This window comes from Pseudomonas sp. AC252, assembly GCF_979258105.1.
Genome location: NZ_OZ409837.1, coordinates 5,026,366 through 5,038,206, shown reverse-complemented (window position 1 = coordinate 5,038,206; position 11,841 = coordinate 5,026,366). Strand labels below are relative to the sequence as shown.

Below are 11,841 nucleotides of genomic sequence, written 5' to 3'. Positions count from 1 at the left end.
TCCGTCCGTGCCTGCGATGTTGTGGGTCCGGGGGCTGGATTCGAACCAGCGCCCACCCGGTTAACAGCCGAGTGTTCTACCGCTGAACTACCCCGGAACAGAGCGCGGATTGTCCACCAGCGCTGGACGATTGTGAAGATCGAAAACATTGACGCTTGTGAACCTGAACGGTCTCACCGGCGTCGCGAACCAATACGCCTAGAGACCGATGACTTTATTTCGGGTTGCGGGATTGTCAGCGAGTTTAGCGCTACTGTGCGCAATCGATTACTTCGCCGTTCCAATAGCAATTGTACGGGCTGGAGCGGCCGCGATTGGTACCGCAGTCAGAATACGTTTGATCTCGACCCACAGCGCCTCCCCTTCTGATTCAGCTCCGATTTGCCAAGCTCCAACCCCATAGTCCGCATGATAGGTCGGGCTGGCAAGCAGCGTTACGTTGTCTGCCCGAGGGATCAGCAGCGTCGCCAAACGCGCTCAAATGCTCAAGTGGTCGGATGGGTGTGGTAAATCTTGCTGACGATCGTCCACTTGCCTTCTACCTTCAGCAGATTGAAGAAGTCGGTGAATCGATATCCCGAAACATTGTCAGTATCAACGCGCGCACTGGCGGCAGTGCCTACGATGTCGATGCGAACGATCGCGGCTTTGGCCTCGGGAGATGGGCGGAAAGAGTTGTCGATGACGTCGTACAGATTCTGGATCGCGCCGCCGACGAGCTTGTCGCCGTCGACGCCAAACATGGTTGCTTGCTCGCTGAACGCGGGCTTCATCACAGTGCTATCAGCCTTGGCACCACCTTCGTTGTATTGACTCAGAACAGCAACGATCGCGTTGTATTCCTGGACGTAAGTTGGATTGCTCATGATGTACTCCTGGTTGCATGTTGCCGGTGACCCTTTTGGTCACTCGGGCACGGAAAACTCAAACGACAATTACCAATCCTGGCGAGTCGGCGAGATGATCAAATCGTTGACGGTGACATTTTCCGGTTGGTTGAGCGCGTATATCACTGCGCGGGCAATATCGTCCGGCGCAATGGCAATCCGGTTCAGCTCTTGGGCAGCCTTACGCCCTTCAGGATCACTGACCTTGTCCGCCCAGCCGGTATTGATCACGCCTGGGCTGACGGTGTTGACGCGGATGCCATGCTGCACACCCAACTCCTTTCGCATGGATTCGGTCATGGCCTGGACGAAAAACTTGGTTGCGCTGTAAACACCCGCCGCCGGGCCGACCCGGTGACCTGCAACGGAGTCCATGTTGAGAATCTGCCCGGTTTTCTGTTCGAGCATGAATGGCAATGCAGCAGCAATAGTGTTGAGGTAGCCCTTGATGTTCACATCGATCATCTTTTCCCAATCCTGCACGGCCAGATCGACCCAGTTGGAAAAGAGCATCAGGCCGGCGTTGTTGACCAGGATGTCCACTGCGCCATAGGTATCTTGTGCAAACTTCGTGAGCGCTTTGGTTTGATCCAGATGGGTAACGTCTGTGGTGAAAGCGACCACGTCGCTCCCGGCCTCACGCAGCTCGGCAACAAACGATTCCAACCCGCTCTGATCGAGTGCCGCTGCCACGACGCGAGCGCCATGCGCGGCCAACGCGCGGGTGGTGGCAGCACCAATGCCGGAAGACGCGCCAGTGACGATGGCAACCTTGTTTTGCAGATAATTCATATTTGAGTACCTCTTGTGCGGCGAAATTTTTCGCGACGAAGCCTCCCCGCGCCGAACTGACGCAAAGGGAATCTCCAATTAATTGGAGTTGGCCGTTGGCCAATCGATGTAGCCCTTGGCGCCTCCGCCGTAATAACTCTCGCGCGGCGCTATGCTCAGCTCGAGACCCCGACGCAGGCGCTCTACCAAATCGGGGTTGGCAATGAACAATCGACCAAACGCCACGGCATCAATCCGCCCTTGCGCCCTGCGCTCCCGCGCCATTTCCAGGTCATAGTTGTTGTTGCCAATGTACGGCCCTTCGAACTGCGCACTCAGCGCGTCCAGATCCACTCCTTCAGGAACGGTACGAGAGGTGGCTGTCGCGCCTTCGACGAAATGCAGATAGGCCAAGTTGAATCTGTTCAACTGCTGAATGAGGTGACCGTAGGTCGCCATGACGTTGCTGTCTGGAGGCGTGTTACCTGCATCAGGAGTTACTGGTGAAAGGCGGATGCCGACCCGGTCACTGCCCCAAATTGCGACCACGGCTTCGGTGACTTCAAGTGTCAGTCGTGTCCGATTTTCGATAGAGCCGCCGTACTGGTCAGTCCGCTGGTTGGTGGAATCACGCAGGAATTGGTCGAGGAGATAACTGTTGGCTGAATGGACTTCCACACCGTCGAAACCGGCTCGCTTGGCATTTTCTGCCGCATGCCTGTACTGCTCGATGATCCCCGGGATCTCTGAAGTCTCAAGCGCCCGAGGCATGGACACTTCGATCATGCCATTGTTGGTATAGGTCGTACCTTCGGCCTTGATTGCTGAGGGCGCGACCGGCGCTTCGCCGTTTGGCTGCAACTCAACGCTGGAGAAGCGACCTACGTGCCATAACTGGCTGACGATTTTCCCGCCGGCCGCATGCACTGCGTCAGTGACTTTTTCCAGCCTGCCACCTGCTCCTCGGACCAGATACCGGGCGTCATGGCATAGCCACGCCCCTGAGCAGAAATGTTCGTGGCCTCGGCGATGATCAGGCCCGCGCTGGCCCGCTGGGCGTAATAAGTGGCATGCATTTCGTTCGGCACGCCGTCGTCAGCCATTCGACTGCGAGTCACTGGCGCCATGACAATTCGGTTAGCCAGTTGCATCGCCCCCATCGTCATGGGGGAAAACAGGTCGGTGTCTGCGGCAATATCAATCATAAAAACTCCAAATGAATAGACCGGTCGTCTAGTTAAAGGCTTAAAAAAACCGCCCCTATGCCAGCAGGCGCTTGCTTGTGATCAGTCCGGTCGGCTAGTGACCTTGCTCAGTATCTGATGAACGACTAGACGCTAGACGCTGGTTGAGCCCGCGCAGGTTCCAGTTGCACCCTTTCCCACTTCGCAATCACCAGCGGTGCGATGGCATTACCCAGCACATTCAGCGTAGTGGTGCCGCTGTCGATGATCCTGAAAATGCCGGCAATCAACGCCACGCCTTCCAGTGGCAATCCGGCAGACGCCAATGTCGCGGACAAAATGATGATGGCAAAACCCGGCACCCCTGCCGCGCCCTTCGAAGTCAGCACCATCGTTACCACTAACAGAATCTGCTGCGATAACGTCAGATCGATGCCATAGAGTTGCGCCACGAAAATCGTCGCCACACCGAGAAAAATCGATGCGCCATCCAGGTTGAACGCATAACCCACCGGCACCACAAAACTGACGATCCGACGCGGTACACCGTAGTTCTCCAATCGCGTCATCAACTGCGGCATGACGGCGGCTGACGCGGCACTCGAAAACGCCAGAATCAGCTCATTGCGAAAGTACCGGATCAACTTGAAAATGTTTTCTCCAATCAAATAGCAAATGCCGCCGAGTATCACCAACGCGAAAACTATCAGCGCCAAATACACCACCCCTATTAGCTTGAGCAATGGCAACAATGAGGCGAAACCAAACGTCGCCACGGTCGCGCCGATCATTCCAAACACACCGATCGGTGCGTAGGCCATGACGATTGAAACAACCTTGAACATCGCATCGGAAAGGCTCTGAATCATCGCAATGAAAGGTGCGCTTTTGTCTTCGGGTAGAGCATTCAATGCCAGGCCCAGCAACACTGCAAAAAACAGTACTGACAGCAACTTCGCTTCTGACATGGCAACCAGCACATTGTCAGGGACGATGTTCTGCAAGATGACTAATGCGCCTTTGGACGGCTCCAGAGCGATCGATGCGGTACCGTGCGAAATACCGGAAATGTCGGTGCCCGTCCCCGGCTCGAAAACATTGGCGAAACATAAGCCTATGACAATGGCCAAGGCCGTAATTGCAAAAAAATAGCCCAGCGATTTTATCCCCATGCGGCCAAACGATTTGTTATCGCCACCGCCTGCGATGCCCAGAATCATGCAACAGAACACAATCGGTACAACCACCATCTTCATCATCTTGATGAAGATATCTCCGAGCGGTTTGAGGATCTCCGAACTCACCCATGTCTGATAATGCGGATGCGTATTGAAGTACCAACCGACAAGCACGCCAAGCAACAGCCCGGCAACGATTTGCCACACCAAGGGAATACGTTTCATGTCTAGCCTTTTTGTTGGAGTGAAAGGTCTGCGTCTATTCGCAGTTGCTAGAGTCATGAGCTTCCAGCTCATTTGAGATCAAATGGCACAACGCCGTTGTGCCATGGCTGTTGTTACTTGGCGAAGAGCTGGCTCATATCCTTGAAAGCCTTGAACTCAAGAGCGTTGCCGCACGGATCAAACAAAAACATGGTGGCTTGCTCGCCCACTTGGCCTTTGAAACGAATGTACGGCTCAATCACGAATTCAGTACCAAACGACTTCAGACGTTCGGCCAGTGCTTCCCACTGTTCCCAACCTAAAATGATGCCGAAGTGCGGAACTGGAACATCGTGTCCGTCAACTGGATTGCTATGCACGCTTTCCTGCGAAGCGGTTTTTGGATGTTCGTGAATCACCAGTTGGTGACCATAAAAATCGAAATCTACCCACTGCGTGCTGGAGCGCCCTTCTTCAAGACCAAAAACCTCACCGTAAAAGGTGCGAGCTGCAGCCAGGTCGTAAACAGGGATTGCGAGGTGGAATGGCGAGAGGCTCATCAGTACTCCAAATATTTTTGTTGGTTGGCGAACATTTCCACCGTCATTGACTCTCTGGATTAAGCCGTTTGCCGGGGGATGGGAAACATCGTAGGACGGGAAGCCAAACATAAAAAACAATATATATTTCTTAGAAACACAATTAATATTTGTGAATGATCAAAGAACTGAAGACACTCATTGCTGTGGCGCGGGAAGGCACATTCGCCGCTGCTGGCAACAAGATCGGCCTGACTCAGGCTGCTGTGAGCGCGCAAATCCAGCGCCTGGAAGCCGAGCTCGGGTTCGAAATTTTCGACAGGAAAGGACGCTCTGCCCATCTCAACAAAATGGGCCACCAGATACTTCTGCAGGCGCAGGAGCTGCTGAGACTTTATGACAATCTGGGCTCTACAGCGCCGGGCGAGCCTCCCAGCGTGCTGGTCAACATCGGTGCGATCGCGTCCGTGCAGCGCTCCTATTTGCCCGATGCGCTTGCGAAGTTTCACAAACAGTGTCCGCAGTGCCGCACACGTGTCATCCCAGGCCTTTCAATGGAGATGGTGAACCTCGTCGACGCCGGCGAGATCGACATGGCCGTCATCATTCGCCCGCCCTTCTCCCTCCAAAGTGACCTGCGCTGGACGACATTGGCGCTAGAGCCCTACCGACTGATCGTGCCACGTGACCTAGAGGGAGAAGACTGGTCGGAACTGCTGTCCAGCCAGCCATTCATTCGCTATGACCGATCATCCTTCGGCGGCAGGCAGGTCGATCGTTTCCTGCGGCAGATGCATTTCACCTTGCAGGAAGTTTGCGAACTGGATGAACTGGAGGCCATCATCAAGCTGGTTGAAAAAGGTGTAGGCATAGCGCTGGTGCCACAGACGGAATTCCAACAGGAATGGCCCGCAGGCGTACGAGCGATCGATTTGGGACAACACACCTTTCACCGGGATATCGGGCTGGTGCATAGGTCTCGACAGAGTTTTACGGAGCCTGTGCGAATTTTGGCTCAGCTTATTAGTGATCAGGTAACAGCAATCTCCAAATAAGAGCCTCAAAAAAAGGCCCTACAGGGCCCTTTTTCACTCAATCACCAAATCACTTGCTCAGCCAAGATTCAACTGTCGAAGCGCCGTGCTTTTGGTCATAGGTCATAGCCATTGATCACCAACGCTTTGGCGCAAGCTCCTTAAGAGAGTGATCCATGGACTCGTAGATCGAGTAGCGTCCGCACATGCTGTCACCCGTCGAATTGTCGTGCCTCTGAGATTGACCGCAAGCGAACCAAATCGTTAACTGTATGTACGTACAGTTAACCTCCTAAGGCTTGCATCATGAGCATCACCCTCCTCGGCCCACTCGCTACTGGCGGTAAGAAGCTGCCACTTTATTCATCCAAGGTACCAGCGGGCTTCCCCTCTCCTGCGGCTGATCATATCGAAAAGCACATTTCCCTGGATGAGCTGTTCGATATCCGGGCGCCGCACGTGTACCTGGTAAAGATAGATGGAGACAGTATGCAAGGCGCGGGTATCTATTCCGGGGATATGGTGATCGTCGATCGGAGCATCGAGGCGGTCAGTGGCGATATCGTTATCGCCGCGTTGAATTCGGAACCGTTCTGCAAGCGCCTGCTTCTGCGCGAGAACGCCGTGATGCTTGTGTCAGAGAACCCAAGATATCCGGCGAGACATGTCATGGAAGGCGATGAGCTTGTGATCTGGGGCGTTGTGAAATACAGCGTGCGCGATCATGACAACACGTGAGCCTGTCTTCGCCCTGATCGACTGCAACTCGTTTTACGCGAGCTGCGAGCGAGTCTTTAGACCGGACCTCGCCAAGACACCTATTGTGGTGCTGTCCAACAACGACGGCTGTGTGATCGCGCGTAGCTACGACGCCAAGCCTTTCGTGAAGATGGGCCAGCCGTACTTCCAGATCAAAGACCATCTACGCCGGCATGGCGTGGTGGCATTCAGCAGCAATTACGCTCTGTACGGTGACATGAGCGAGCGCGTCATGACGATCATCGAATCGATGGTGCCGGCACTTGAGGTCTACAGCATTGATGAAGCATTTGCTGATTTGACTGGCATGCCTGGAGATCTGTCCGCGTTCGGCAGGCACATGCGCTCCACCCTTCTCAAGCGCACAGGCATTCCAGTCGGGGTGGGTATTGCCGGCACCAAGACGCTGGCGAAGCTCGCAAACCATACCGCCAAAAGGCTGCTGGATATCACCGGCGGTGTGGTCGATCTCTGCGATCCGTTCAAACGGGACTGGACGCTGCGCAACACCGATGTCGGCGAAGTCTGGGGCATTGGCAAGCGGATGAAGGCTCACCTGGAAACGATGGGCATTAAGACCGCGATGGACTTGGCAAAAGCCGATCCGTGGATGCTTCGCCAGAAATTCAGCGTGGTGATCGAGAAGACTGCTCGCGAGCTGGCCGGTACACCATGTCTAGAACTAGGGGAAGCTGACCCACCGAAGCAGGAGATTTGCTGCAGCAGAATGTTCGGTATGCGGCTGACACAAATTGAGCCGATAAAGGAGGCCGTCGCCACCTACACCCAACGCGCGGCGGAAAAGCTCCGAGCGCAAAACTCGCTGTGCAAGAAGATCCGCGTGAGCATACGCACCGGCATGTTCAACCCTGACGAAGCGAAATATGCGAATGGCGCCTTGGTGGAGTTGCCATACCCGACCAACGACGTGCGGCTGATGACGAAGGCTGCGACCGAAGCGGTCAATCGTCTCTTTCGTCCCGGCTACAAATACAGCAAGGCGGAAGTGCTGCTGATGGATTTGCGACAACCCGGCGAATTCACCGATGACCTGTTCGCCCATTCGCAACCCGTGATAGCGGACAAGGTGATGAGCGTTCTGGATGAGATAAATGGCCGCTGGGGAAAGGGAGTGCTGCGTTTAGCCAGCGTGCCTGCCGCCCCTGATTGGGCAATGCGTCGGGAGCTGATGAGTCAGAGTTACACGACGAAGCTAGATCAGCTGTGGACGGTCAGAGCCAAGTAGCGACTACAAGATGGGCATACAGCGCCGCAGAAACGAGCAGCCTTGAACGGCTGCTTACGGCCAAAGCGGACACTAGGCGATTGCCGTCGCTGGCCATTCCTTAGCGGATCTACATTGGCGTTATTGTGAGCAGATGGCTAACGAAGCGTCACAGCTGATCAAGGTCTTTAGTAGCCTTACTGAACGCTTCGGTCATACCGTCGATCAACTCCCATTGCTCTTGCTCAGCACCCTGAGACGCTGGTATTGCTTGATCCAAAGAAAGATTCCCCCACCCAGGACGCTAGTCGCCCCTGTGAGAACAAACCACCGTGGGTACGAGATAGGGTCTGTAGCCCATCTTCCGGTTGATGCCCATACCTCAGTACCTGGGCGCCTACGATGGCAACCCCGCCCACTTGAATCCTCTAGTGCCCAAGGAATCGGCAAAGCGCTACGTCGAATAGATGGGAGGTAACGCCAAAGTGCTTGAAGCCGCCCGCGTGGCCTACGACAAGGGCGAATACCGGTGGGTCGCCGAACTGCTGGATCAGGCCGTGCTCGCCAAACCCGACGACACGGCCGCCAAGGAGTTGCTGGCCTGCGCATTCGAGCAAATGGGCTATCAGGCGGAGTCGGCGACCTGGCGCAACAGCTACCTGACCGCGGCCATGGAGCTGCGCAACGGCCCGCCGATTAAGGGCGTGAAACAACCACACTGATCTGTAAAAAGTCCATGGAATAGGCTAGCGCTGTCGGCTGTCGGCTGTCGGCTGTCGGCTGTCGGCTGACGGCCGACAGCGCACCAGCGCAAATTCGCTTCATCATTGATCTTTCGCGCCGCACCCAGTAAAAAACTGTCTTCCCTTTCCGCCCTTGCAAGGAGCTGCGGATGCTTGAGCTCACCACGCAACGCCTGGACCTGCGCACGATGGTCGAATCCGACTGGCCGCTGTTCCTCAGGCTGCATTCCGAGCCGCAAACCATGCAGTATGTGTTCGGTGAAATCGCTGAGGACCAGGTGCGCAAAGGCTTCGAGCATCGGCTTCCGGCCTGGGGGCCGCAGTCGGATCACTGGTTGTGTCTGGTGGTGATCGACAGGGCCAGCGGGCAGGAATTGGGTGTGACCGGATTCCGCATCCTCTCGCCGGGGCATGCCGAGGTGGGTTGCCTGCTGTTGCCCGAGCATCAGGGCAAAGGCTTTGGCACCGAGTCGCGGCAGGCGATCATCGACTATGCCGCGGACATCGGCCTGGACTCGTTGGAGTCGACCGTGACCGACGGTAATATCGCGTCATGCAAGGTTTTGGAGAAATGCGGGTTTGTATTCGAGCGCCGCGTGCCGCAGGCCTATCAGATTGGAGATCGGTGGTTTGACGACCTGATCTACCGCTATCAAATCAGCTGACCGGTTTTATCAGCGACCGCCAAGGAGGCCCTCCTCGTGAACCCTTATCAGTGCTTGCCACCCCGCGCTTTCTGGCGCACCGCCGTGGCGGACAAGCCCGCGCTGAACATCGATCAACTGTGGACGCCACAATTCGAGATCGGCAACAAGGACGCCATCGTCACCGCCGGCTCGTGTTTCGCCCAGCACATCGGCCGGGCGCTGGGCGAACGCGGCATGAACTGGCTGGATGCCGAACCGGCCCCGCCCGGACTGCCCGAAACCGACTGCAAGGCCCGTAACTACGGGGTTTTCTCGTTTCGCACCGGCAATCTGTACACTCCGGCGATGCTGTGCCAATGGCTGGAATGGGCGCTCGGGGTGAGCCTGCCACCCGACGAAACCTGGGCCCATGACGGGCGTTTCTTCGACCCGTTCCGCCCCGCCGTGGAACCCGACGGCTTTGCCAGCGAGGACGCACTGTTCGCCTCGCGCGAAGCCACCCTCGATGCCATCCGCACCGCCCTGCGCCGCGCCAAAGTGTTCGTGTTCACCCTGGGCCTGACCGAAGCCTGGCAGAACCGCCAGACCGGTCTGGTGTATCCCGTGTGCCCCGGCACCGTGCGCGGCACCTTCGATCCGCAGCTGCACTGCTTCTGCAACTTCGGCTTCATGGACACCTATGGCGACATGGTCAGGGCGCTTGAATTGATGCGTTCGATCAACCCGCAACTGCGTCTGCTGCTCACCGTGTCGCCGGTGCCCCTGACGGCAACCGCCACGGGCGAGCATGTGTTGAGCGCCACCACCTATTCCAAATCAGTCTTGCGCGCCGTTGCCGGGCAGCTGTGCGAAGACCTGCACGACGTCGACTATTTCCCCTCCTACGAAATCATCACCGGCACACCTTTCAAGGGCGCGTTCTACCAACCCAACCAGCGGGAGGTCACGCCTGAAGGCGTGGCATTTGTCATGCGGCAGTTTTTCGCCGGGCTCGATGCGGTTCAACCGCTGCAGGCGCCGACCAGCGTTGCCTCCACCTGCGTGTCCAGTGAGGAGCTTGTCTGTGAAGACGCCGTGCTCGATTACTACGCCTAGGTTTCTGCTGCTGGGCGATTCCCATGCCGGGGTCATCGGCAAGGCGGCGCAGGCCCGCGAGTTGCCTTTGAGTGGCGGCCCGCTGGGCACCGGCCGGGATTTCGCGGTGGATTTTTTCAGCCTGACCCGTCATGACGTGGTGTTTCGGGACGTCGAGATGGAGCGCCTGTATCGTCAGGCCCTTGAGCCATTCGAAGTACCGCAACTGGCGAAGGTCGGGGTGCCGCTGGTGAGTACCATAGGCCTAAGCCTGCATTATCTCGCCACCGCGCCGAACTGGACCTGCTACCAGACGCCGGACGGCGAATTCGACGAAGGTTTTCTCACCGGGCCGCTGTTCGAGTCCATCATCGACACCTTGTCCCGGCCTGCGCTGGCGTTCTATGAACAGGCCCGGGCGCTGAACCTCAAGGTGTTCGCCGTGCTGCCGCCGCAGCGGGTGCCGGAGCTGTCCGACCCACGCGTGTTCATGGCCGCGCAGGCGCTGCTGATCGAGCGCCTGCAAGGACTCGGCATCGAGCTGATCGACGTGCGCGCAATGGCGAATGATGAGCTGGGTTTTCAGCTTCCGGCGTACTGCGAGGTGGATGACCCGTTGCACGGGAATCTGGCGTTCGGCGAGTTGATCGTCGAGCAACTGCTCAAACAAGGTCTGTGAATGAGCGGTGGGAACGGCACCCGCTCCCACCGGTTTTTTAGACTCAAGCCTTGGGCTGCGTCCCCAGAATCGTCACCCGCTCGCCATACCGCGAGTGCGGAAAATAATCCCAGACCGCATGGTGCTGTGTGCAGCGGTTGTCCCAGAACACCAGGCTGTTCGGCGCCCAGCGCACGCGACAGCTGACGACCGGTTCGCGGGCGACTAGGTCAAACAGCATCTTCAACAGTACCTGGCTTTCACCGTCAGACAGCTGGACGATGTGCGAGGTGAACCCGGAATTGACGAACAGCGACTTGCGCCCGGTTTCCGGGTGGCGAACCACCACCGGGTGTTCGGTTTTCGGCAGATTGGCCGGCGCCTCATAGCCCTTCCACGGAATCGCACCGTCATGGATCGCGGTCAATCCGCCGAGAAACTGCTGCATCGTCGGCGACAGCATTTCCAGCGCCAGGTGCATGTTGGCGAACAGCGTGTCTCCACCGGTGCCGATGGCCGGGGTTTCCTTGACGTACAGCATCGAGCCCATGGACGGCGCCAGATCGGCGGTGCCGTCGGTGTGCCAGGTTTCGCCGGCCACGTAGCGCGATTGCGCATTGGCGCGGATCACCACCAGCTCCGGGTCATCGCCGTCGATGTCTTCCACCGGCAGGGCCCGCAGCTCACCAAACAGCCGGCCAAACGCCTTGTGTTCGTCCACCGTCAGGTGCTGATCGCGGAACACCACCACGTGGTTCTCCAGAAAGGCCCGGCGGATTTCCGTGAGCTGCTCGTCGCTCAGCGGCTGCGAAAGATCGACGCCGCCGATCTCGGCGCCGATGATCGGCGTGATCCGCTCGACCGTGATGTGCTGATACGGCGCTCGCCGTTCGGCGGCGATGCGCTCGATTGCCTTGAGTGCCAACTGATCCATGTTC

General features: G+C 57.2%; 11 protein-coding genes, 1 tRNA gene and 2 pseudogenes. 7 read left to right on the top strand and 7 right to left on the bottom strand.

Going from position 1 to position 11,841, the window contains the following annotated elements; genetic code table 11:
- Positions 1 to 22: 22 nt before the first annotated feature.
- From ACZZZ4_RS22980 to ACZZZ4_RS22955, 6 genes and pseudogenes are all read right to left on the bottom strand, one after another.
- Positions 23 to 97: transfer RNA gene (locus ACZZZ4_RS22980), tRNA-Asn, on the bottom strand.
- Positions 98 to 485: 388 nt separating this feature from the next.
- The gene (locus ACZZZ4_RS22975) at positions 486 to 866 is read right to left on the bottom strand and encodes a nuclear transport factor 2 family protein (RefSeq protein ID WP_463548863.1); all 381 of its coding nucleotides are present in this window, start codon (positions 864 to 866) and stop codon (positions 486 to 488) included.
- A 69-nt stretch (positions 867 to 935) separates the two neighbouring features.
- Positions 936 to 1,679 carry an SDR family oxidoreductase gene (locus ACZZZ4_RS22970; protein WP_463548862.1) on the bottom strand — a complete coding sequence of 248 codons (744 nt, stop codon included), beginning with the start codon at positions 1,677 to 1,679 and terminating at the stop codon, positions 936 to 938.
- Between the two features lie 78 nt (positions 1,680 to 1,757).
- Positions 1,758 to 2,863 (bottom strand): annotated as a pseudogene (locus ACZZZ4_RS22965) (alkene reductase).
- A 125-nt stretch (positions 2,864 to 2,988) separates the two neighbouring features.
- Positions 2,989 to 4,245, bottom strand: coding sequence for a cation:dicarboxylate symporter family transporter (locus ACZZZ4_RS22960; protein WP_039762907.1), 1,257 nt, complete (start codon positions 4,243 to 4,245; stop codon positions 2,989 to 2,991).
- Positions 4,246 to 4,358: 113 nt separating this feature from the next.
- Positions 4,359 to 4,784 (bottom strand): VOC family protein, encoded by a 426-nt coding sequence (locus tag ACZZZ4_RS22955; protein ID WP_039762906.1) that lies wholly within the window; start codon positions 4,782 to 4,784, stop codon positions 4,359 to 4,361.
- Between the two features lie 155 nt (positions 4,785 to 4,939).
- Here ACZZZ4_RS22955 and ACZZZ4_RS22950 point away from each other — a divergent pair, with 155 nt between their 5' ends.
- The 7 genes and pseudogenes from ACZZZ4_RS22950 to ACZZZ4_RS22920 all read left to right on the top strand — a co-directional run bounded on the left by ACZZZ4_RS22950 (position 4,940) and on the right by ACZZZ4_RS22920 (position 10,924).
- Complete coding sequence (locus ACZZZ4_RS22950; RefSeq protein WP_039762905.1) at positions 4,940 to 5,818, top strand: LysR family transcriptional regulator; 879 nt, start codon at positions 4,940 to 4,942, stop codon at positions 5,816 to 5,818.
- A gap of 285 nt (positions 5,819 to 6,103) precedes the next feature.
- Positions 6,104 to 6,535, top strand: a complete 432-nt coding sequence (locus tag ACZZZ4_RS22945; RefSeq protein ID WP_129999327.1) for a LexA family protein — start codon at positions 6,104 to 6,106, stop codon at positions 6,533 to 6,535.
- Positions 6,522 to 7,802 (top strand): translesion error-prone DNA polymerase V subunit UmuC, encoded by a 1,281-nt coding sequence (umuC, locus tag ACZZZ4_RS22940; RefSeq protein WP_463548861.1) that lies wholly within the window; start codon positions 6,522 to 6,524, stop codon positions 7,800 to 7,802. The genes ACZZZ4_RS22945 and umuC overlap by 14 nt, the downstream gene beginning before the upstream one ends.
- Before the next feature lie 362 nt (positions 7,803 to 8,164).
- Positions 8,165 to 8,476, top strand: a pseudogene (locus ACZZZ4_RS22935) (alkyl sulfatase dimerization domain-containing protein); the annotation flags it as partial.
- A 197-nt stretch (positions 8,477 to 8,673) separates the two neighbouring features.
- Positions 8,674 to 9,189, top strand: coding sequence for a GNAT family N-acetyltransferase (locus ACZZZ4_RS22930; RefSeq protein WP_065617339.1), 516 nt, complete (start codon positions 8,674 to 8,676; stop codon positions 9,187 to 9,189).
- 36 nt (positions 9,190 to 9,225) lie between these two features.
- Entirely contained in the window at positions 9,226 to 10,266 is a 1,041-nt protein-coding gene (locus tag ACZZZ4_RS22925; RefSeq protein ID WP_463548860.1) for a GSCFA domain-containing protein, read from the top strand.
- Positions 10,235 to 10,924, top strand: a complete 690-nt coding sequence (locus ACZZZ4_RS22920) for a hypothetical protein (RefSeq protein WP_039762899.1) — start codon at positions 10,235 to 10,237, stop codon at positions 10,922 to 10,924. Before ACZZZ4_RS22925 ends, ACZZZ4_RS22920 begins: the two co-directional genes overlap by 32 nt.
- A gap of 43 nt (positions 10,925 to 10,967) precedes the next feature.
- On the opposite strand, the gene ACZZZ4_RS22915 is transcribed toward ACZZZ4_RS22920, so the two are convergent.
- Positions 10,968 to 11,837 (bottom strand): TauD/TfdA dioxygenase family protein, encoded by an 870-nt coding sequence (locus ACZZZ4_RS22915; protein ID WP_463548859.1) that lies wholly within the window; start codon positions 11,835 to 11,837, stop codon positions 10,968 to 10,970.
- Between the last annotated feature and the right edge of the window lie 4 nt (positions 11,838 to 11,841).

Coding starts and splice junctions, on each gene's coding strand:
- ACZZZ4_RS22975 (WP_463548863.1), bottom strand. CDS start 866: ATGAGCAATCCAACTTACGTCCAGGAATACAACGCGATCGTTGCTGTT.
- ACZZZ4_RS22970 (WP_463548862.1), bottom strand. CDS start 1,679: ATGAATTATCTGCAAAACAAGGTTGCCATCGTCACTGGCGCGTCTTCC.
- ACZZZ4_RS22960 (WP_039762907.1), bottom strand. CDS start 4,245: ATGAAACGTATTCCCTTGGTGTGGCAAATCGTTGCCGGGCTGTTGCTT.
- ACZZZ4_RS22955 (WP_039762906.1), bottom strand. CDS start 4,784: ATGAGCCTCTCGCCATTCCACCTCGCAATCCCTGTTTACGACCTGGCT.
- ACZZZ4_RS22950 (WP_039762905.1), top strand. CDS start 4,940: ATGATCAAAGAACTGAAGACACTCATTGCTGTGGCGCGGGAAGGCACA.
- ACZZZ4_RS22945 (WP_129999327.1), top strand. CDS start 6,104: ATGAGCATCACCCTCCTCGGCCCACTCGCTACTGGCGGTAAGAAGCTG.
- umuC (WP_463548861.1), top strand. CDS start 6,522: ATGACAACACGTGAGCCTGTCTTCGCCCTGATCGACTGCAACTCGTTT.
- ACZZZ4_RS22930 (WP_065617339.1), top strand. CDS start 8,674: ATGCTTGAGCTCACCACGCAACGCCTGGACCTGCGCACGATGGTCGAA.
- ACZZZ4_RS22915 (WP_463548859.1), bottom strand. CDS start 11,837: ATGGATCAGTTGGCACTCAAGGCAATCGAGCGCATCGCCGCCGAACGG.